This is a genomic window from Polyangiaceae bacterium (assembly GCA_016715885.1).
Taxonomy (GTDB): domain Bacteria; phylum Myxococcota_A; class Polyangia; order Polyangiales; family Polyangiaceae; genus Polyangium.
In genome coordinates, this window is sequence record JADJXL010000025.1 from 674261 (window position 1) to 695935 (window position 21675).

Annotated in this window: 15 protein-coding genes; 5 read left to right on the forward strand and 10 right to left on the reverse strand. The window is 61.4% G+C overall.

Going from position 1 to position 21675, the window contains the following annotated elements:
• Position 1: 1 nt before the first annotated feature.
• From IPM54_37810 to IPM54_37830, 5 genes are all read right to left on the reverse strand, one after another.
• Positions 2-292: a hypothetical protein gene (locus IPM54_37810; protein ID MBK9265532.1), complete on the reverse strand. Its 291-nt coding sequence runs from the start codon at positions 290-292 to the stop codon at positions 2-4.
• The gene (locus tag IPM54_37815) at positions 289-921 is read right to left on the reverse strand and encodes a NapC/NirT family cytochrome c (GenBank protein ID MBK9265533.1); all 633 of its coding nucleotides are present in this window, start codon (positions 919-921) and stop codon (positions 289-291) included. Before IPM54_37815 ends, IPM54_37810 begins: the two co-directional genes overlap by 4 nt.
• Before the next feature lie 106 nt (positions 922-1027).
• Positions 1028-1681: a radical SAM protein gene (locus IPM54_37820; protein MBK9265534.1), complete on the reverse strand. Its 654-nt coding sequence runs from the start codon at positions 1679-1681 to the stop codon at positions 1028-1030.
• An 18-nt stretch (positions 1682-1699) separates the two neighbouring features.
• Entirely contained in the window at positions 1700-2515 is an 816-nt protein-coding gene (locus tag IPM54_37825) for a biotin--[acetyl-CoA-carboxylase] ligase (protein MBK9265535.1), read from the reverse strand.
• Positions 2516-2540: 25 nt separating this feature from the next.
• On the reverse strand, positions 2541-2837 hold the full coding sequence (locus tag IPM54_37830) for a hypothetical protein (GenBank protein MBK9265536.1): 297 nt from the start codon (positions 2835-2837) through the stop codon (positions 2541-2543).
• Here IPM54_37830 and IPM54_37835 point away from each other — a divergent pair.
• Both IPM54_37835 and IPM54_37840 read left to right on the forward strand, forming a co-directional pair.
• A complete protein-coding gene (locus tag IPM54_37835; protein MBK9265537.1) occupies positions 2830-5346 on the forward strand; it encodes a hypothetical protein in 2517 nt (838 codons plus the stop codon). The two genes, IPM54_37830 and IPM54_37835, sit on opposite strands and share 8 nt — an antisense overlap.
• Before the next feature lie 187 nt (positions 5347-5533).
• Positions 5534-7969, forward strand: coding sequence for a S8 family serine peptidase (locus IPM54_37840; protein ID MBK9265538.1), 2436 nt, complete (start codon positions 5534-5536; stop codon positions 7967-7969).
• Between the two features lie 37 nt (positions 7970-8006).
• Here the strand turns inward: IPM54_37840 and IPM54_37845 are convergent, their stop codons facing one another.
• The 3 genes from IPM54_37845 to IPM54_37855 form a co-directional block, all read right to left on the reverse strand.
• Entirely contained in the window at positions 8007-9398 is a 1392-nt protein-coding gene (locus IPM54_37845; protein MBK9265539.1) for a sigma 54-interacting transcriptional regulator, read from the reverse strand.
• A 16-nt stretch (positions 9399-9414) separates the two neighbouring features.
• Positions 9415-13974 carry a protein kinase gene (locus IPM54_37850; GenBank protein MBK9265540.1) on the reverse strand — a complete coding sequence of 1520 codons (4560 nt, stop codon included), beginning with the start codon at positions 13972-13974 and terminating at the stop codon, positions 9415-9417.
• Positions 13975-14194: 220 nt separating this feature from the next.
• On the reverse strand, positions 14195-14962 hold the full coding sequence (locus IPM54_37855; GenBank protein ID MBK9265541.1) for a GNAT family N-acetyltransferase: 768 nt from the start codon (positions 14960-14962) through the stop codon (positions 14195-14197).
• Positions 14963-15211: 249 nt separating this feature from the next.
• On the opposite strand from IPM54_37855, the gene IPM54_37860 reads away from it, so the two are divergent.
• Positions 15212-16129 carry a hypothetical protein gene (locus IPM54_37860; protein ID MBK9265542.1) on the forward strand — a complete coding sequence of 306 codons (918 nt, stop codon included), beginning with the start codon at positions 15212-15214 and terminating at the stop codon, positions 16127-16129.
• A 396-nt stretch (positions 16130-16525) separates the two neighbouring features.
• Here the strand turns inward: IPM54_37860 and nadC are convergent, their stop codons facing one another.
• Together nadC and IPM54_37870 are read right to left on the reverse strand one after the other, a co-directional pair.
• On the reverse strand, positions 16526-17374 hold the full coding sequence (gene nadC / locus IPM54_37865) for a carboxylating nicotinate-nucleotide diphosphorylase (protein ID MBK9265543.1): 849 nt from the start codon (positions 17372-17374) through the stop codon (positions 16526-16528).
• 15 nt (positions 17375-17389) lie between these two features.
• Positions 17390-18385 (reverse strand): ketoacyl-ACP synthase III, encoded by a 996-nt coding sequence (locus IPM54_37870; protein MBK9265544.1) that lies wholly within the window; start codon positions 18383-18385, stop codon positions 17390-17392.
• Between the two features lie 335 nt (positions 18386-18720).
• Between IPM54_37870 and IPM54_37875 the strand changes: the two genes are divergently transcribed.
• Together IPM54_37875 and IPM54_37880 are read left to right on the forward strand one after the other, a co-directional pair.
• Positions 18721-20685: a protein kinase gene (locus IPM54_37875; GenBank protein MBK9265545.1), complete on the forward strand. Its 1965-nt coding sequence runs from the start codon at positions 18721-18723 to the stop codon at positions 20683-20685.
• 37 nt (positions 20686-20722) lie between these two features.
• The gene (locus IPM54_37880; protein ID MBK9265546.1) at positions 20723-21613 is read left to right on the forward strand and encodes a hypothetical protein; all 891 of its coding nucleotides are present in this window, start codon (positions 20723-20725) and stop codon (positions 21611-21613) included.
• Positions 21614-21675: the final 62 nt, after the last annotated feature.

The following is a 21675-nucleotide window of genomic DNA, read 5'->3' on the forward strand; positions in this document are numbered from 1 at the left end:
TTCATGCCGCCGGCGGCGCTTCGCTTTGCCGATCGCCCGTCGATGCCGATGCTTTCGTGCCCATCGCACGCCAAACCTCGCGGATGACGACACGCAAAAAGACGAGCAAAGACAACGTGCCAATGCCTTGAGCCACCGACATGGCCACGATGACCGGCAATGGCTTGGGGACGAGCAATGAAAAGATGATGAGCGCAAGCGCGACGAGCGCCAATACGCACGCAATGCGCACCTGACGCTCGACGTTCGGAGGAGCCGTCTGCGGCCGTTCGGGCGAATTCGACGAGCTCACGGTGAACCTCCGGCCGCTTGCACGATTGCCTTCGGCTTCGGATGCGGCGGGCCGTGGCAATTCGCCGCCGCGCAAGACACGAGATCCTTCTTGGCGGCTTCCGCATGAATCTTGTGTTCGAGCGGTTGGCGAGGCTTGTCGACCGGATGGCATTGCATGCAAGCAAGATTCGAATAGGGCTTGTACAATTGTGGAGGTCTGTGACCGGGGGCGTCCCAATCCTGGGTATAATAATCCCAGACGTGGTGCATGCCGCCTATTTTCGTGAGCACCGTGCCGAACATCCCATAATCGGCGTGGCACACATAGCAGCTCTTGTCGCCGAAATAGGGATTCTTGCTGTGAATGGATGCGAGCGACGTACTGTGCGGATCGGCCGCGTCGTTGGCGTGCGGGTCCATGGTGTGACACGAGGCGCAGAATTTACGTTTCGTCGTCACCTCGAAATTGGCAATGTTCCCAGCCATGGCGGCGGAGATGGGGAGAGGTCCGAGCGCTACGAAGAGCCACATTTTGACCACGCGCGTCAGCGGCGGGCGACGCACGAGAAACCCAATCAACATGGCTGCCGCGAGGAGCGCCAAACAGAGCGCCACGGCCGAAAGCAAGTCACCGGAATCGAAGGTCATGATCGCCTGTCCACGCTGGCTGGGGCCGAGAATAACACAAGATTCTCCGATGACGATGGATGAAATTACACCCGCGAAGCGGTTTGTCCAACCTGCCGCGAGTCGCTCAAACCCCCTGCGCCAAAGCCCCCCAAATCACCTTGTGAAGCTGCACCTGCACACGCACGTTCAGCCCATCCTCGAGCACCCACTTCACGAGATCCTTCGGATGAAGCTTTCCCCATACCGGCGACGCCAATAACGTGCACCCCATCGCGCCAAGCTTTCGCTCGGTCATCACCCCGCGCATCCATTCGTAATCCATTCGATCCGCCAAGACAAACTTGATTTCGTCCCGCGCAGTGATGTGCTCCAAGTTCGACCAGCGATTGCGATGCGATTCACCCGAACCTGGCGCCTTCAAGTCCATGATCTTGTGCACCCGCGGATCCACGCGAGACACATCCGCCTCACCGCTCGTCTCCAAAAGCACCGTCCGACCCGCATCACAGAATTCGCGCAAAAGCGGAATCGTACCCGGCTGTAGCAGCGGCTCGCCTCCTGTAAGCTCGACAAGCGGAGTGCCAAACTCGAGCGCCTCATCACGAACGGCTTCACGCTGCATGCGCTTGCCGCCATAAAAGGCCTGCGTCGTGTCACACCACGCACAGCGAAGGTTGCATCCCGTCAAGCGCACGAACGTGCATGGGAGGCCCACGAACGACGATTCGCCCTGGATGCTCGAATAAATCTCGTGGACGACGAGGGTGTCTTCTTTCACGGCGGCGGCTGACTTTTACTACGACGATTCGCGAGCGCCAGGTGAAGACGCTTGGAAAGTGCGGAAGTCGACGCTTCCCGAGCCAAAACGGTGGGTCGTCCCGTCCTCTGCCCTGACGCACAAGAAGCCGTCAGCGTCGACGCCCGCGGCGATGCCTTGCACGCCCCCGATTTCGACAAGGCGCCCGCGGAGCATGTCGCGCCGCTCGATCTCCGCGTGAAACGGCTCGAGTCGTCGAGCTTCGTACGACGTGACCGCTCGGCCGATCTCCGCAAGAAGCAGCGCTGCGAGAACCGATCGGTCCGTCACGCGCGCGCCGAGGAGTCGCAACGACGTTGCTCGCAAATTGTCAGGAAAAACCGTCGTGTGCACGTTGATGCCGATGCCCACGACGACCGCATCGACGGCGCTTCCGCGCAACGACGTCTCGACGAGGATGCCGGCGAGTTTGTCCTCGCCAACGTACACGTCGTTCGGCCACTTGATGCGCGCACGCCCTTCGGCGCCAAGCGCTTCGTCAACCACGCGAGCTACGCACACGCCGATCACGAGCGTGAGCGGCGGAAGCGCCATCGGCGGAATGTTGGGACGCAGAACAGCGGAAAGGTACAGGTTTTCCCCGGCCGGAGAATGCCAAGAATGACCGCTCCGACCTCGACCGCGCGTCTGCGATTCCGCTAGAAAAACCGCCCCATGAGGCGCTCCCTTCGCAGCGGCCTGACGAGCATCGTCGTTCGTCGATGCCGTGACGTTTGTCACGACAACCCGTCGGCCGATGGTCGCCCCAAGGCGATCAAGCTCGGTTTCGATGCGGCAAGCTTCGAGGTCCGTCACGTGCGTTTGTCCAGGCTACTGGAAGTCAATGTCCGCCGCTACCCTGTGCAAGACTTCGACGACCGAATCGACACGATGTCGAGAGCTTGCCAAAAGCCGCCCAACAAAGCACATTTACCATCATGCATGCACGATTCTGCCTCTTCGCTTGCGCCATCGCTTCGTTCATCCCCCTTTCCATCGTGGGCTGTTCCGAAGACAATCCAAACAGCACGACGGGCGCAAGTTCCCACGTCGCATCGAGCTCCGGATCCAGCGGGAGCAGCGGTATGAGCAGCAGTTCTTCGAGCAGCGGTTCTTCGAGCAGCGGAGGGATGGGCATTCCGCCCGTCGATTGTTATCGCGCCGCCGGAACGCCCGCTTCGGCAACGGCATCGTGGAACGATGATCCCCACCAGGCGACGGTCGTCATCCAAAACGCCGATACGTGCGCGCGGACCTACGAGCTATCGACGACGGGACCATTGCGAGATGGAGTGCCCCAGAATCCTCGCGTGTATTCGGAAATCGCTGGGCAACCCGTCGTGCGTACGGGTCACGCCATGTTCGATGCATTGTATGCATTGGCCATTGAAGAGTCGCGTGAAGCGTCGGTCGAATCCATATCGGATGGAGCGTTCAACGGTGGAAATCCGCTACCTTGCGAAGCGGGCGGGTGTTTCGAGACGGGGCGATTGTGGAAATACGTCTGGACCCGCGATACGGCGTATTCGATGGCATTGGGGCTCGGCCTCTTGGATCCATTGCGCGCGCGGACGTCGTTGGTCTTCAAGACGAGCACCAAACGCGATGGATCTCAACGCGCCATCGTGCAAGACACGGGCACCGGAGGGAGCTGGCCCATTTCGACGGATCGAGTCGTCTGGGCCATGGGGGCGATTGAAGTCCTCAAGGTATTGGAAGGCGACGAGCGCACCGCATTTCGCGACTTGGCGTACGAGGCCATCGTGAATACGGCCGAGCGCGATCGTGTGGTCGTTTGGGATCCGCGTGATGGCCTCTATCGCGGCGAGCAGTCGTTTCTCGATTGGCGAGAGCAAACCTATCCCGCATGGACGACGACGGACACGGTGCAAATTGGCATGAGCAAAGCGCTCGGCACGAATATCGGCCACCTGGTGATGCTCGACATGGCCGCACAATTGGCAGCGGAAAAGAATGATTCGGCGGCGAGCCAAAAATATACAGAATGGGCGACGGCATTACGGCAAGCCATTCGATCGCGTTTGTACTTGCCGGATCGAAAAATGTATTCGACGTTCGTCACGACCGAGCTCGACCAGGCGCCGACGCTGCAATACGATTTGCTGGGATCTGCGTTTGCCGTGCTATTCGAAGTCGCGACGCCGGCACAAGCCGCGGACATCGTCGCACAATATCCACACTTGCCCAAAGGGCCGCCGGTCATTTGGCCCCAACAACGCGACGTGCGGATTTACCACAATCGAGGCATATGGCCGTTCGTTACCGCGTTTTGGGCCAAAGCTGCCGCCAAAGTGGGCAATGCCGACGCCGTCGATCATGCCGTGCACTCGCTCGCGCGCGGAGCGGCGCTCAATTTGTCCAACATGGAGAACTTCGAAGTCGTCTCCGGCGCCAACATGCTGCACGAAGGGCCGACGAGCGGTCCCGTCGTGAATTCGCAGCGGCAACTGTGGAGCGTCGCGGGATACATATCCATGGTGCACGACGTGCTTTTCGGCTTGGAGGCGACCCAAAAAGGGGTACGGTTCAGGCCAAACATCACGCGCAGCTCGAGAAACACGCTCTTTGCAGGCATGAACCAAATTGCCTTGTCGAACGTGAAGTTCCAAGGAAAAACCGTCAATGTGGTCGTTTCCTTGCCGGAGGCTCCAGCAACGAACGGAATGCTCGACATCGCGCGCGTGCGCCTCAACGGAAATGAAATCAGCACGGACTTCGTCGACGTGGCCATGCTGGGCGATTTCAATTTGTTCGAGGTGGAGCTGTCCGCTGGCAGCGATGCAACGCGTAGCATCACCGTGATCAGCGAGCAGCAAGCGAGCAATCCGCAGTTTTTGTATGGGCCGCGCACGCCGGCCATTTCGAGCCTGAGCATCGTGAACGATAGGGTGCAAGTTGGCTTTACCGTGCCCGAAAATGGGAGCGACGTGACGTTCAACGTGTACCGCAATGGGTCCCGCGTGGCGGAAAATTTGCCCGGTACGACGACGAACTGGCTCGATCCGGACAGCGGAGCGCACGCGACGACGACGTATTGCTACACCGTGGAAGCCGTGTTCGGATCGAGCGGCAATGCGTCACAACGGGCGCAGCCGTCTTGTTATTGGGGACCGAACGCGCAACGTATCCAGACGTGGAATGCGCAAACATTCCAAGCGAACGGCGGAACGTTGACCTTCAATCACGGCCGCTGGCACTACGAGGATTGGGGCGACCCGAACGATACGCTCATGATTGCCAACGTGCAACCCACCCAATCCGGCTGGCATTACCTGCAGGTCGAAGCGGGCAATGGCGCCGGCAACGTGACGTCGGGCATTACCTGCGGCATGAAAGCGATCGAAGTGTGGGAAAGCGGAACGCTCGTCGGAGGCGGGTATCTCACGATGCCGCACCTCGCGGCGCCCGGAGATCCGAATCCATGGGGACAATGGCGGACGTCGAATTTGATCCCCGTGAACCTCACGGCGGGAAAAACCTATTTTCTTGTGATTCGTGAAGACATGGCATCGGGAAACATGAGCGATTACGCACACTTCGCGACCTATGGCGGTGCCGGCGGACAAGCCGGGCGATTCAACAAGGTCAACATTTCGGAGGTGAGACTGCTGGCCTTTGGACCATGAGCGAGTAAGGCGGGCAGCTCGAACGCTTCATTGTTGTCATACCCGCTCATCGAGCGTGTAACCTGCGGCTTCCACGTGACGCCCCACGTGACGTCACCGTTACGGTCCATGAACCTTTGTGCCGGGCTCCTACAGCGAGAAATCGAGCAGATCGCCATTGGCATCAGGATTGCCTAATGATCTGCCCATGCGCCTACAACGAACCCTCATTCCTTGTGCTGCCGTTCTTGCTCTTTTCGTCGGGTGTAGCGACGGTGGCAATTCCAATTCAACCTCCAGCGCAGGCTCCAGCAGCAGCAGCAGTGGCGGCGGCGGTACGGTTACGTCCATCGAAAAGCCGGAAGGCGCCATCGAAGGGCAATACATGTTTTTGCTCGATCCCAAGGCCGTTACGGAAGATTCGGCGAAATCCGTTGCGGAAGCATTGCTGGCTCCCCATGGTGGCGTCCTGCTCCAGACATTCGGCGCCCCTCTCGTCGGCTTCGCCGCCAATGGCCTCGACGATACAAGAGCTCTCGCCATGGCCAAGGATGCGCGCATCGTCGGGATCACGCAAGATTACGAGATGAGCCTCGAATTGGTGCAATCGAATGCGCCATGGCACCTCGATCGCATTGATCAACCATTGCCCGATCTCGACTCGACGTTCAATTATGAGTTCGACGGCACCGGGGTAAACATCTACGTCGTCGATACGGGCATTCGTGCTTCACACCAGGACTTTGGTGGACGGGTGAAGGCGGCAGAAGGGGTCGACTTCATCAACGACGGCAAGGGGACCGACGATTGCCATGGACACGGCACATATATCGCGGGGCTCGCGGGTGGAGCGGTGTCGGGGGTCGCCAAAGGCGCGAACCTGATCCCCGTACGCACATACGGTTGCGGCGGCGCAGTCGTCGGCAGCAATGGGATCGCGGCGCTGAATTGGATCCTCAACAACCACAAGAAGCCGGCCGTCGTCAGCATGAGCATGCTCAGCCAAAAAGCGGTCTCGATCATGGACAATTTGGTGAAGAGCTTGGTCGACGCGGGCGTACCGATCGTCGTCCCAGCAGGAAATGCCTCCGAGAATGCGTGTGGCTATAGCCCCTCGCATGTGCCGGAAGCGATTACCGTAGGGGCAACGGACAACGGCGACTCGCGCGCCTGGTTCTCGAATTTCGGGCCCTGTGTCGATATTTTCGCGCCGGGTAAAGATATTACTTCGGCATCGCACAAGGACGACACCAGTTTCGACTTGAAGTTCGGGACGTCCGCAGCGACAGCCGTGGTGGCTGGCTCGATCGCCGCGTATCTGTCAAAAAATCCCACGGCGACCCCCGCCGAAGTACACGATCGCGTGGCCAAAGCCGCGACGAAGGGTGTCGTCAAGGATGCGAAAGACTCACCACCGAACCTACTTTATTCGCGCTTCGCGGAACCAGGGGGCCAGTTTGGCAAGACGAGCGTTTGGGGCCCGGCCTTCAGCGATGCCGGGGGATGGAATTCCCAGGTGCGCTACGAGTCCATTCTTTACGCTGACATCAATGGCGACAAGCTCGACGACGTCTGCGGGTTTTGGATAGATGGGATTACGTGTGCGCTCAACGAAGGCGGCACCCAATTCGGCGCACCCAGCTTGTGGAACAGCACCATCAACGATGCCGGCGGCTGGTCCGACAACAAGTACCGTTTCAGCATCAGCTACGTGGACGTCAATGGCGATGGCAAAGCCGACCTTTGCGCACGCGGCCAGGCCGGCATCCATTGCGGCATTTCCAATGGCACCACCTTCGAGGACTTCAAGGTTTGGAGCCCGGACTTCAGCGACTTCAACGGCTGGGACGGGCAGGTATACGGCCCCGTCGCATTTCCCGACCTAAACGGCGATGGCAAAGCCGATGTCTGCGTGCGTGGAGGCGCCGGCGTGCAGTGCGGCCTGTCCACCGGGACATCCTTCGGTACGGTCGACATCTTGGCCGATACGTACAGCGATCCCAACGGCTGGAATACGAACCAGAGCTATTGGGGAACCATTCGCTACGCCGACATCAATGGCGATGGCAAAGCCGATGTCTGCGGACGCAGCAACAATGGGATCGCCTGCCATCTGTGGGAGGGGACGAACTTTGGCCCCGGAACGCTCTGGGTCGACCACTACACCGATGCGCAAGGCTTCGGCAGCAGCTTCAGCTACTTCGCGACCATCATGTTCCTCGACCTCGACGCGGACGGCAAAGCCGATATCTGCATGCGCAGCGGATCGGGGATGGAGTGCGCGTATTCCACGGGAACGAGCTTCGTCAAAGCCAGCGGGCAGGCGAGTTTATTTTCCGACGCCGGCGGTTGGAACAATGATTATTGGCTGACGCTTCGACCCGTCAAACTTGCCTCGGCGTCTTCGAAGGGTTACGCCGTCTGCGCACGCGGCGGTTTGGGCATCGCTTGCGGCGTCAAGGGGCCCGACGCCGGGCTTGGCTTTGGCGCTATGTGGAACTTGGAGTACTCCGACGCAGCCGGTTGGAACAAGGGCGAATATTACGGGACCATCCGCATCCCCGACCTCAACGGCGATGGCCAGGGGGACATCTGCGGACGAGGCGTGGGAGGCATCGTTTGCTCCCTCGGCGAATCCTGGTAGGCATCGCTTCCGTTTTGCCTCCCCCAATACCTCGAAATCACTCGCGAAACTGCTCCGGATCAATCCCGAACCGTTGCAACCATCGATGCACTTGCATGCGTGATCGGTTCGTCGCTCGCGCGACGGCGGTGACGTTGCCACCGTACTGACGCAACAACGCCTCGACCTGTTCACGCGTTTCACCCGGCTGCATCGGCTCTGGGGGCGGTGTGACCGGAGCCGACGTGTTCGTTATGCTTTGCGGCAGATGCGCACATTCCACCACTCCATGATCCGCCAGCGCAACGGCGACGGTGAGCGCGTTTTCCAGCTCGCGAATGTTCAGCGGCCACGAATGAGACAATAGCCGCCGTGCGACACGCATGTTGAGGCGCGCGTGACGGGCGTCGCCGATATTGATCCGCTCCAAAATGGCAGCCACGAGAAGACCCAGATCTTCGATACGTTGTTGCAGGGGCGGCAAGTCATGCTGATACCCTGCCAATCGCGCATACAGATCCGAACGGAATTTCCCTTCGAAACACAGGGTATCGAGCCGTTTGTTCGTCGCCGCGATCACGCGCACGTCCACGCGCATCGGGCGTGAGTCGCCGACGGGAACCACCTCGCGCTCCTGCAGCACGCGCAAGAGCGTGGCTTGTGCCGTCAGCGGCAAATCACCGATTTCATCCAGGAAAAGCGTGCCGGTGTCCGCGCTTCGAATGAATCCAGGCTCTTCGCGCAATGCCCCGGTGAACGCGCCGCGGACGTGACCAAAAAGCTGGCTCTCGACCAGCGATGCCGTCAAGCCCCCACAATTGACGGCAATGAATGGCCCCGGCCGACCACTGAGGTCATGCATGCCCTTGGCCAGCACTTCTTTGCCCGTACCGGTATCGCCCAAGAGCAACGTCGTAATGGGCAGCACGGCAATACGAGCGAGCGCACCGAGGCTCGAAGCAATGGATGGCACGAGGCTCGAAAAACCCACCTGATTGGGCACCGGGTTTGCGGCATCGAAATCGCCAGCATGTTCGGGCAAGGCTTGCATGGCCGCGGCAAATCGCAAAACGATCGCGCCCATTTCGATGAAGTCGCCGTCGTGCACCTCGGCGCTCTTCACCCGCGTACCACGGACGACACAACCGTTTTTGCTCCCAAGATCTTCGAGAAACCACCCATTCGAACCGCGCGCGAGCCTCGCATGTGTTTTGGAGATGCTGGACGATGGAAGCTGCAATTCGAGGCGCCGGTCCCCCACCCGCACGACTTGACGTGTGGAACCTCGCCCAATGGTGACCTCATCGATGTCGGACAAACCAATCCGAGCACCGCGAAGGGTGGGATTGTCGCAATGCAAGACGACGAAAAGAAAAGGTCGTGGACGAGCTTGCCGCTGCGCATTCTCCGAAGGGACATCATCGGTCGTGGATGTTACGGTTTCGCTCATGAGGCCACCCCCAAAGTCATAACGTGGAACGTTTCTGCGCAACCTTTTGCTTGCATGCCGCGTCGGCATTTCGCGCATCGGATTCGGATATTCCGAAAAGCTGCATGCGTAAAGGAATGGTCAAGCAATAGGACGTCGCCATCCAAAGGCGTTCGTCGTCGAGCCCGGAAAAAGGCTGAACGCCAGGCCATACCCATGCAAGTTTGTCCTCGTAATGGACGGCGATGCGATCGCCGGTCGGGCTCCACAGCGCATTGCGCGGAAGCACGGCAGCCCCCGTCAACACGAATGGCGCACCGCTGAAATCCGCGCGGTACACGCGCACTTTGCCATCCGGCGCCCCCGTGAGCAGCCGCGTACCGTCGGCGCTCCAACCGACCGCCGACAACCCTTCTTCGGTCATACCGGAAATGAGCGACTCGCCAAGCACGCCGTCACGCCACGGCCGAAACGTACCATCATGCAAAACCCAAATCAGTTGGCGACCATCGGGCGTCCAAAACCCATTACGAATCGGCTCCGACGCTCGAACCTCGATCGGCTTGGCAAGACCTCGCACATCGAAAATGCGCGCCACTCCGTCCCTCGATACGGTGGTCATCCGAGCTTCGTCCGGACTCCACTTCGCACCTCGCCACACCGGCGATTCGTGCTCACCGAACGTCGTGAGTTTTTCGGGGTCATCGAGGTTCCACACGTAAACGACTCGATCCATCGTGTCGTTGATCAAGACACGTTTGCCGGATGCATCGAACGTCACGTGGATCCACTTGTATTCGGTCGTCGTCTCTTTCTTCAAGCTGGCGATTTCATAGCCGTCCTTGCTCCACAACCGAAGCCATCCATCGACGGCAGCGGTCACGAATCGCTCGCCGTCACGTGTCCAATCGAGCGTTTGAAATTTACTTCCAGCAGCCGAGACGACGATGGGGTCCGCGACGGCATTGGCGCTCCATAACCGCGCGGTTCCGTCGTCGGAGAGCGACGCGAAACGTGTACCGTCCGGGCTCCAGCGGACGAACGTGACGGAATTCGTATGGCCGCGAAGAACAATCGGCGTTCCCGAGCCATCGGCATTCCACACGCGCACCGTGTTGTCGTACGATGCCGTGGCGACGCGTTGACCATCGGGGCTGAAAGCGAGCCCGCGAACGGTATCCAGGTGACCGCGCAATACCGTGGGAGCGACGATGCTGCGCAAATCCCAGCGACGCTGCGTGCCATCGAGCGACGTGGTGAGGATTTGCTGCCCATCGGGGCTCCACGTCGCCGTATAAACCCAATGCCCATGCCCGCTCAGAATGATTGGCTCGCCCATTCCGTCGGCTCGCCATATCCGCGCGGTCTGGTCTTTCGCGGCGGTGGCGATTCGGGTCCCATCCGGGCTCCACGCCACGCTGAGCACTTTTTCTTCATGCCCGCGAAGCACCAATAACTCCGTACCGTCCTTCGCGTCCCACACGCGCACGGTCCGATCCTGCCCACCCGCGGCAATCCGTGTCCCGTCGGGGTGAAACGTCGCCGCAAAGCTCGGTCCCGTATGGCCGCGCAAAAGCAGCGGTTTGCCCACGCCACTCGCATTCCACACGCGAACGATGCCGTCCATGCCCGCCGTGACGATGCGCTGTCCGTCGGGGCTCCACGCCGCCGTCTGCACCTCTGCGACGTGCGGCAATCGCAGCAGCTCGCGCCCATCTTCCGCGCTCCACACGCGCACCGTCTTATCATCGGCAGCGGTCACCACGCGCTTCCCATCTGGGTCGAACACAGCCGTGTTGACCATGTCGTCGTGATGCAGCACGATGCTTTCCCCCGAACCATCGGCGGCCCAGATCCGCGCCGTGTTGTCGAATGAAGCCGTGGCGACGCGTTTGCCATCGGCGCTCCAATCAACCGACCAGACCAGCTTCGTGTGACCCCGCAAGTTGACGCGTTCGACCAAGTCACGACCCAAAATGCGCGTGGTATAGTCATCCATTGCGACCGCAATGCGTGAACCGTCGGGACTGAACGTGGCCGCGTACCCGCATCGATCCGGTGATGTCCTCCACACGTCCGCGGCGACGCCGCGAATCAGCGCCGCGCTCATGAGCTCGGGCCAGTCCTTGGGGATTTCGGGCGGCTCGACTTCCCGTGCCACCGCAAGGACCAAGGTGGGATCCTTTTCGTATTTTCGCGCTACCATGATCCGCACCGCATTGCGGCCTTTCAAGGCCTGAAGTGCCAATTCGGCATTTTGCTGGCGCACGCGAGCTGCTTCTTCATCGGCCCGCTTCGCCGCAGATTGAGCGCGTAGTGCCAAGACGAAGACGATTCCCGCCACCGCACATACGACGGCAAATGCGGATGCAATGAGACCATTTCGGCGTCGTCGTGCGCGATCGGAAAAGTCGATGACGGCCTGCAAATACCGTTCTTCCATCGTATTGAGCGACATGGCGGTCTGCCGATGACGATCATGAAAACGCCGCGCCTCTTCGGCGACGTGATCACGCCACAAAAGGCCCGGCGTTTCCCCCGCGGCGTGCCATTGCGTCGCAGCCGTACGTAGCCGCGCCAAAAAATGCGCATCTTCCGCACTTTGATCCAGCCAACGCCCAAGCATCGGCCAACGCTCGATGAGCGATTCGTGCACCAATTCCACCGTCGCGTTTTCTTCTCCGGCTCCCGTATCCACGAGAATCAGGCGCGCTGCCACCAAGCGATCGATGATCCCTTCGATGACCGCCGGCTCCTTGCTCAATGCAACGAGCTCCTGCAAAGGCGCAATGGCACGCGTACGTTCCGGTGTCACGAGACGCAAAAGAATCGCGCGGCACATGGTCTGCTCTTTCCCCGACAAACCCATCACCACCGCGTCCGCATGTTTCGCGAGCGCTCCGGCCACACCACCCATCGCTTCGTACGCAGCCCGCGTCAGCCGCTTGCGCTCGTGGTCGCGCGCTTCCCACAAGGCGCTCGCAGAAAATTGAAGCAATGGCAACGGCGTCTTCGCGTGCGACAATTCGTCGAGCATTTCCGCGACGATGCCTTCGTCCTCGAAATGGTACCCTGCAGCCAATACAGGCTCGATGAGCGCTTCGCGCAACCCGTCGCCCTGGATGGGCGGCAGCAAATACAAGCCCGTGCTCACCTGCGCCAAGAAAGCTCGATTCTCGACGAGACGATCCAAAAAGTCCGAACGAATGCCCAGCACCACGCGCAGCGGCGAAGATGGATCATCCGCAGCCGCAAGCAAACATGCAAGAAACGCGTTTCGCTCCGGTTCGGTAGCCCCAAGCGTATACAGCTCCTCGAACTGATCCACGAACACGAGCAATCGATGCGCGGGCCCTTCATTGCGACATCGAGATCGCAACGACATCCCGAACATCGCCGGCGAAGTCTGCAATTCGCCTGCAATCATTTCGCCACGAAGCGCCTCGTGAAGCGCTGCCATGGGCGCTCGACCCGGCCGAACGACCAGCGCGTCCCACGCTTCTCCGCTGCGTCGAAGTGCCGGAATCAAACCCGCCCGCACGAGCGACGACTTGCCCGCTCCCGACGGCCCTGCAATCGCCACGAGCGGCTGGCGACCCAAGCGACCAAGCACCGCAATGCTGTCTCTCTCACGACCGAAAAACCTATCCGCATCCCCTTCTTGAAATGCTCCGAGGCCCGCGAAAGGACAATTGTCTTCGCCAAGCGAAGTTGCCTTGGATCGTGCAACCCAAGGTTCGAGCGCGGCGAGAAGCTCTTCGGCCGATTGAAATCGCTCGTCTGCGCGTTTACGCAAGCAACGTGCGACGACATCCGCAAGCCCTGCAAGCTGGGGGCGCGTCTCCGCGAGGCTCGGCATGGGCGTGTCCAAATCACGCACGCGTTCGCGCTGTTCGACAGGCAGCGGATGCGCCCCATCGAGCAGCTCGTAGAGCATGATGCCCACGGCCCAAATGTCGCTTCGCGCATCGACCGAATCGCCGCGCCATTGCTCGGGCGACATGTATGCCCGCGTTCCCGCGCGCGTTCGCTCTTCACGCTCGACAAAGCTTGCAATGCCGAAGTCGAGCACTTTGACTTGCCCCGAATCGAGCAACATGATGTTTTCGGGCTTCAAATCGAGATGCACGATACCCACTTGATGCGCGGCCACGAGCGCTCGAACCACCGACACCATGATATCCAGCGCAAGTCCCCGCGGCAGCGCGCGGTTGTCGCCACGCGATTCGGTCATCATCACCTGACGCAGCGATCGGCCATCGAGGTATTCGAGGACGAGGTATGGGCGGCCATCGTGCGCCCCAATGTCATAAATGACGACGATATTTTCGTGCCGCGCATGAGCCGTCGCCTGAGCCTCGGCGAGAAGGCGCATCCCTGAACGACGCGCGTCGAGCAGAAACTTGATGGCGACGAGGCGTCCGAGCTTCGTATCGCGAGCGAGCAGCACCGTGCCCATGCCGCCGGCGCCAAGCGGGCGAATGATCTCGTAATGTTCGATATAGCCGGTCCGAGGAACGTCGCTGTCGGGTCGATTCGTCGGTGGAGATATGGGAGAAGGCGAAAGAACGTCACCCGAATCGTACGTTCCGGTCATGGTGCAAGTCCCCGCGTCGAAGTCGGGATCCGCACGTAAAACGTCTGATCGCGGCTCGTTCCCCATGTCCGAGGCGGATGCTAACACAAGCCCGATGCCTTTTGCAGAGAAACTCGGTCGACATCAATGCCGAATCGAAAGGCTGCGTTGCAATTCCCGGACACGGGCGTCACGCAGTGATTTCATTCGAGTTGCCGAATTACCGTCACCGTGGTGCGCCTCATCGCCGCTCATGATTCGTGACATAGCGCTTCGTGAGTCGACGAATCTGCATTTTGACCAGCTTGGCGAAGGCGACGAACATGAATCGGCTTTGGATTGGAGCCACCATGATGAAGCATTCCCCGGCGTTGTAGTCGGGGCACTTGTCGACGAAAAAGCGGACTGCGGGGTTGGTCTTTTGCCGCCAATAGGCCCGTTCCGTGGGGCTCTCCACCACGCCCCGAGCTTCCCGAAAGATGTACGGTTCCGGCCGATTCGACGGCTGCACGCCAAAGTGACGGGCCAGAAACGACGCAAGCTTCTCGAGCTCGCCGTCCTGCGCGCGATCGTAGAAGGGATAGTAGGTATCGAGGAAACTCGTGATGATCTGATAGGTGACCGGGTGGATCAGCGTGGAGAACACGTAGACCTCGTCGCGCGCGTGTTCGATGGCGTGGTAGACCGCCTGCGTGGCGATACAGCGCGCCGTGAAGTTCGACCCCCTGGCCTCGGGCAGGGTCCCCACCCCGGTCTTGACGACGACGATGCGCCGCCCCTCGTACTCGACATCGTAATATTTGAACGTGACCATTCCGCAGACGTCGTCGTCGTCGCGCAGCAGGTAGATGATCGTCTTGCGTGACTTGTTCTCGAACCAGTAAGCCTCGAAATCGCTCACGGGTGTGTTGTAGAGCCGCGTCCAGCCGCGAGCGGTTTGTTCGAACACCCTTCGCTGAGCTGCTGGGGAAAGTGCCGTAAAATCAATTCGCGTGACTTTGCTGGCCATGACGCATTCGAATGTACACGCCCGGGGATGGGAAATCCATACGGTTTCGTAATTGCCAAGCTTCCGTGAGCCGCCCTCGAGTTGACGAGCCTCTTCTTCTCCTGCTCATCCCGGGATCCATCCTCTTGCGCCTGCTATTGCCAGCGTATGACATCGGAGCGCCTGCATGTCGCGCTTGGTTTTACCCGTCCACCCTTTCCCCTCGAAAAACCATTTGCTTCTTCTTGCGCCTGCGCTACACGTCGGGCCGTGGGCCAGCTCGAGCAATTCGCCAAGGATACCTTTGCCAACGAGACCGAAATCATCACCCATGGCTCTATCGCCTGGCAATCCGCCATCGAGATAGGTCTCGCTGACGTTCGTCTCGATGGACTGCTCACCGTCTGCAACCCTCGAGGCCTCCCATCCCTCACCGCCCCCTGGTCTTATGCGTTCGAGCACAGCGAAGTCATCCTCGAAATCAAAATGCCCGGCGATCACCTTGATTTCTTGACCATCGAGCGCACCTTGCTCCGCCGCCAAGCTCGCCAGGTCCAGCGAATGCAGCACCCCGAGCAACCGTTCTTGGACGACGAACCTATTTGGATGGTCGCGCCGCACGTCCCCGCCGCGCTACGCGAGCGGCGTCGAGTCACTCGGCTCGACGCGGGCGTTTACCAGGTTGGCCCGGCGTGGTATTCTTTCATGTGGATCGCCGCAAACGAGCTGCCGCTCGAGGACGAACTGATCCCGTTTCTCATTGCCCGTTCCGGCCGTAGCCTCGACGAGTTTGCTCGCTGGTCGCCCTCGCGACGGCCTAGCCAATGGGTCGAAAGGATGTTACAAATTCTGCCGGTGTCTCCCAAGACACGCAGCGAGGTAAATATGGAGCTGATCGAAACCGACGAGCCTCGAATCCGCGAAAACCAGGCGCAGATGATCAAGACATGGTTGCGCGCGCGTCCCGAGGTCCGGGAGGAAATTCTCGCGGAAGGGATGGAGAAAGGCCTAGAAAAGAGCCTCGCCCACCAGTTCGAACGCCGCCTCGGTCGTCCGCTCACCGACGAGGAACGCACCACGTTCCGCCAACGCCTCGTCAGCCTCGGCTCCGACCGCCTCGGCGACGTCGTCCTCGACCTCTCCGCCGCCGATCTCGCCACCTGGCTCGCTGACCCGGCTGCGACCTGAGCCAATCGAAACCGACGAGCCCCCCAGATTGACAACGCTGAAACGCCCGGCGCGCCAATCCAATGACGAACAAGATGCCACCGATAACGACGAGAATGGTGGCGACGACGAATCCGAAAACAGCTAATGCAGACGCCCAATCGGGCAATGGTGCATGTGCGGCGGGTCTCGACTGCAATGGGAATGGAGCCTCGGTGCAGAAGGAGGGGGTCTCGAGTGCTCACGGGGGGCGTCTAGATTGAAGTGGGACGGGGGCCCGCATGGAGACGGAGGGGGGCCGGAATGGAGACGATGGGGGTCTTGGATGGTGAAGATGGGGGGCCCGAGTGCATCAGCTCACGCCCCAACTCCATAACCGCCTACATAAGCGCGGAGTGATGACCTTTCGCTCGGCGATCAGGTCTGAAAATCCAGCCCTATGTCTGCAGCGGGCGCCGAGTGCGTGAGCGCTCCCACGCTGATCACATCGACACCCGCACGTGCAAGCTCGGTTACCCGTTCGAGCGTGATGCCGCCTGATGCTTCGAGAAGTGGCCTGGGCGACAGGTTGCGGACGCGTTCGACCGCTCGCGCACAGTCGTCCGTGGAGAAGTTGTCGAGCATCACGATGTCAGCGCCCGCGGTGATGGCTTCTTCGAGCTGATCGAGCCCGTCGACTTCGACTTCGATGCGCGTCGTGTGCGGGGCGTACGCTCGTGCGCGCGCAACGGCCTTGGAGATGCCTCCAGCCGCGACGATGTGGTTGTCCTTGATCATCACGGCGCTGCCGAGGTCGTTGCGATGGTTGTGCCCGCCGCCCAAACGCACGGCGTACCTCTCGAGCACGCGCAAGCCTGGCGTGGTCTTGCGTGTGTCGGTGATGCGCGTGGACGAACTCGCGGGCAAGGCATCGACGTACCGCCGCGTGAGCGTCGCGATGCCCGTCAAACGTTGCACGAGGTTGAGCGCGGTGCGTTCGCCGGCAAGCACGGCTCGAGCAGGCCCGTGAACGCGCCAAAGCACGGTGCGAGCTTTCGCGCGTGAGCCGTCGGGGACGAGCTCGTCGACGGCGCAGCGAGCATCGATGCGCGCAAAGACGCGGCGGAAGACGTCGGCGCCGCACGATACGACGTCCTTGCGACAAACGGCATCGGCCGTGGCGAGTGCCGATTCGTCGATGCAGGTTTGTCCGGTGAGGTCACCGCCGGAGAGGTCTTCTTCGAGGGCACGATCGACGATGGCGTCGATGAGGGAAGGCAGGATCATGGGTCGCTCTTCTGGTCACCAACGCAGGACGGCGGCGCCCCAGGTAAAACCGCTGCCGAATGCGGCCATGAGCACGGTCGAGCCTTCTTTGATGCGACCATCGGCCACGGACTCGGACAAACCGATGGGGATCGTCGCCGCGGTGGTGTTGCCGTATCGCTCGATGTTGTGCACGACCTTGTCCGGCGACAAACCGAGCTTGTCGGCGACGTATTGATTGATGCGCATGTTGGCTTGATGCGGGACGAAGAGGTCGATCTTGTCGGTGTCGATGCCGGCCGACGCGAGCGCTTCGCGGCTGACTTCGGGCATTTTTTCGGTCGCCCATCGGAAGACCTGCTTGCCGTTCATCTTCGGAAAGTGTTCGCCGCGGTCGATCTGTTCGCGTGAAAAGCGAACTTCTTGAGCGGAGGCTGGAGCAACCGTCCACAAGTCCTTCGCGCCCGAACCATCGGCATGCAGGTGAACCGACATGATGCCCCGGTCATCAGACGGGCTCCTTCCAACGACGGCCGCTCCAGCACCGTCGCCGAAAAGCACCGTGACATCGCGGCCACGCTCGCTGAAGTCGAGACCTGTCGAATGCACTTCTGCGCCTACGACGAGGACGTGCCTATAGGTGCCGACCCGAATGAACGCATCGGCAACGCTGAGCGAGTACAGAAAGCCGGAGCATTGGTTACGCACGTCCAGCGCGGGAATGCCGGGCAAACCGAGTTTGTCAGCGAGGAAGCAACCCGATCCCGGAAAGAAGACGTCCGGGCTCAAGGTCGCGAAGATGATCATGTCGATGTCTTTGGCCTCGAGGCCGGCGCGCTCGAGAGCCATTTTCGACGCGGGAACGGCGAGGTCACTCGAGCCGATTCCGCCGTGTTCGACGTATCGTCGCTGTTTGATGCCAGTCCGCTGCTGAATCCATTCGTCGCTCGTTGGCATGAGCCGAGCGAGGTCATCATTCGTAACGATTTTGGATGGAACGTAGTGGCCAACTCCGAGGATCGCTGAACGCATGGGCTAGGATTTAGTGCGACCTTGGGGAGGCTGGAAGGCAGAACGACCGACACGTCGCGTTAGCTTTTTCAGCGAGGAGCCAGGTCAGGGCTTGCGCGCTCGCTTCGCGCGCGTGGGACGCGCGCTTCGCGAGGCTTGTTTACGATGGGGGGCCGAGGCTCGCCTCCGCCCCCCATACCCCCCGGATTTGCCTTATTCCAAACAGAACGGTGTTCTTGGGCGCCGTCCGATCGAAATCTCGCGCGAGCAGTGATGCGATAGGTCGAAATTCTTTGTTGTTCGTCTGTAGGGCTGTGACACTCTCGCCCGTCACAAGTCCTGCAAAACAGGTCCCCATGCGCCCTCAGGTCGGCCAGGTCATCAACAACAAGTACCGGCTCGTCCGCGTCATCGGCGATGGCGGGATGGGAAGCGTGTACGAGGCGCGTCACGAGGTGCTTGGCACCACGGTGGCGCTGAAGTTTCTCCACCCCGAGCTTTCGCGACGCTCTGGCCTGGTACAGCGCTTCCTGCAAGAAGCGCGCGTGTCGGCGCAGATCCAAAGCCCGCATGTGGTGCGCGTCAGCGACGTGGACCAGATGCCGAACGGGCAACCGTTCATCGTGATGGAGTACCTGGAGGGCAAGACGCTCCAGACGCTCTACGAAGAGCTCTACAACGCAGGTCAGCGGCTCTCGTATGGCGATGCGCTCGAGTACGCGTGCCAGATGCTCGACGGCGTGGAAGCTGCGCATCGAGCAGGGGTCGTTCATCGCGATCTGAAGCCCGACAACGTGATGCTCACCAAAGGGCCGAAGGGCGAGCCGCTCCTGAAGCTGCTCGACTTCGGCATCGCGAAGTTGAAGGTGACGGGCGAGCTCGATCGAGGGCTCACGCGGCCCGGCGTGATCATGGGAACGCCTGAGTACATGGCGCCCGAGCAGGCGTATTCGGCGGATGCGGTGGATGTTCGCGCCGACATTTTCTCGCTCGGCGTGATCATCTTCGAGATGCTCGCGGGCCGGCGCCCCGTTGGCGGCGACGAACCGCATCAAATTGCTTCGTCGTACTTGTCGGGACAAATCGCACAACTCACGGACTTGGCGCCGCACGTGCCGCCCGATCTCGCGCAGGTCGTGCATCGAGCGATGGGTCCGAAACCGCCCGATCGCTACAACACGCTGGCAGAGTTTCGTGCAGCGCTGCATCCGTTTGCCGCGGCTGCGCAGGCACCATCCGCAGGGGCCGCGCCAGCAACGCCGCCGCCTGCCGCGGTCGCCGCGTACGAGCCGAACAACTCCACGACCGTTCCGCCAACGGGACAAAACTCGCCGATTCCAAAGACGTTGCCGCCTGGCGACGAAGCCGTGCCTCCAGGCGCGGTTGCTGCTGGCGTAACGCCTGCGCAATCGAGTCCTCCTGCGCAGGTCGCAACGCCGCTCGGTGGTTTCGAAGCGCGGCCACCAGGGGGGAGCGGGACGTCGCTGGGCGCACCGCTTCAGATGGTCGAACAGGACGCGACGAAACCGTCACCACCGCTGGCTGCCGCGTTCGACGCAACTCCGCGGCCCGGTGGAACTGCGGTGGGCGTGTCGCTCGATGCAGGCAATGCAGGCGGGTACCCCACGCCGCAAGGTGCGTACGGACAAACACCCGCGCATGTGCAGCAAGGCTGGCAGCCGCAAGGTGCGTACGGACAAACGCCCGGGTACGCGCAGCCTCCTGGTTATGCGTCGCCGGGACAAACCACGGGCAAGCAACGCGGAGGCGGTGCAGGCATCGCCGTGATGCTGCTCATCGCGCTGGGCGTGACCGGCGTGGTCATGGGTGGCGTGTACATGTCGCAGCGGCTATCGCGCACGGACGAAGGCACGGATATCGTGGCAACGGCTCCGCCGCCGCCAACGACGGTGGCAGCCGATACGCCGACAGCAGCGCAGACCCAGGTCACCGGCGCGCTCACGCCGTCACCACCGCCGCCGCCACCTCCTCCGGTGTACACGCCGCCGCCAAGCCAACCACAGACCAACACGCCAAAGCCGACGGGAACGACGACAGCTCAGCCTTCCGCGACGACGACGGCATCGACGCCGCAGACGATTCCAAATCCGTTCGGAACCGGACCACTTACGTTCCCGTCGTCGTTGCCACCGGGCATCCCGCTGCCGCCGTTCCTCGGCGGAGGCCAGCCGACGACGACCACGACCACGACACCGCGTACTCCACCGACGGCGCCGACATCGACAACACCGGCACCGACATCGACACCGACCACGTCGACTCGTCCTCGCATTCGGATTCCCATACCGGGCAGGCCCTAGGTACCCAGCGACTCATCACAAGGAGCGCGCGCATTCCATGAGCGAACAGCAAGGCGGGTTTCCCCCGGCAAACCCCTATGGCCCGGTAAAAACCGTGGTCGGTGAACCACTCTATCCGCCGGATGCAGCGCCAGGTGGCCCGCCAATTCCCACGACCGCACCTCCTCTAGCGGGTGCACCGGTACCTCAGACCATCGTCGATCCACCAGGAGCACCCCCCGCAGGTTTGTCGCCTGGAACAGGCACTCAGCCCGGCACCATGACCGGCCCTGCTGCACCCTACGCGGGGGCGCCTGCGCCCTATGGAGCACCTGGACAAACCGCACCTGGGCCGGGACCGGGGCCGTACGGGTACGGACCTCCGCAAGGCATGCCCTACCAAGGCGGCCCCGGCGCTGGTGGACCGCCCTACCCGCAGGCATATCCCCCTCCGCTGCATGCCGCGCGTTCATCGAGCGGCGGAAACACGGGGCTCATCGTCGCGCTTCTGGGTGGCTTGGGGCTACTCGTCGTCGGCGGAGTCGCGTTTGGCCTGTACATGTTCCGAGGCAGCTCGTCAGCGGACGAAGCGGTGATTGTCCCAATGGAAGTGCCCAGCGTCGTGCCCGTCGCGGCTGACCCACCGGCATCGACCACCGAAGCTCCGACGAACACCGCCATCGAACCACCTCCGACGCCCGTAACTGCCGTCGCAGCGCCGCCCCCGGCCGCTCAGCCCGCATCGCCAGCTCCGAAGCCAACGACGACGCAAGCTCCCACGCCGGCACCAACTCCCACGACGACTGCGACGACCGCTTCGACGCGCCCACCGATTACGCTGCCGACATCGACGACGACGACCGGTCGACCGACCATCAAGCTGCCGTCGGCACCTTCCCCGGCCCCAACGACGACGACCACGACGAAACGAAGCATCCCGAAAAAGTGAACTGACTTCGAGGACGGACACGTCGCCTCCGACTTGCTCGAAAGCCGAGCGTCGAATAGGGA

Coding starts and splice junctions, on each gene's coding strand:
- IPM54_37815 (MBK9265533.1), bottom strand. CDS start 921: ATGACCTTCGATTCCGGTGACTTGCTTTCGGCCGTGGCGCTCTGTTTG.
- IPM54_37835 (MBK9265537.1), top strand. CDS start 2,830: ATGGGCATTCCGCCCGTCGATTGTTATCGCGCCGCCGGAACGCCCGCT.
- IPM54_37830 (MBK9265536.1), bottom strand. CDS start 2,837: ATGCCCATCCCTCCGCTGCTCGAAGAACCGCTGCTCGAAGAACTGCTG.
- IPM54_37840 (MBK9265538.1), top strand. CDS start 5,534: ATGCGCCTACAACGAACCCTCATTCCTTGTGCTGCCGTTCTTGCTCTT.
- IPM54_37845 (MBK9265539.1), bottom strand. CDS start 9,398: ATGAGCGAAACCGTAACATCCACGACCGATGATGTCCCTTCGGAGAAT.
- IPM54_37850 (MBK9265540.1), bottom strand. CDS start 13,974: ATGACCGGAACGTACGATTCGGGTGACGTTCTTTCGCCTTCTCCCATA.
- IPM54_37855 (MBK9265541.1), bottom strand. CDS start 14,962: ATGGCCAGCAAAGTCACGCGAATTGATTTTACGGCACTTTCCCCAGCA.
- nadC (MBK9265543.1), bottom strand. CDS start 17,374: ATGATCCTGCCTTCCCTCATCGACGCCATCGTCGATCGTGCCCTCGAA.
- IPM54_37870 (MBK9265544.1), bottom strand. CDS start 18,385: ATGCGTTCAGCGATCCTCGGAGTTGGCCACTACGTTCCATCCAAAATC.
- IPM54_37875 (MBK9265545.1), top strand. CDS start 18,721: ATGCGCCCTCAGGTCGGCCAGGTCATCAACAACAAGTACCGGCTCGTC.
- IPM54_37880 (MBK9265546.1), top strand. CDS start 20,723: ATGAGCGAACAGCAAGGCGGGTTTCCCCCGGCAAACCCCTATGGCCCG.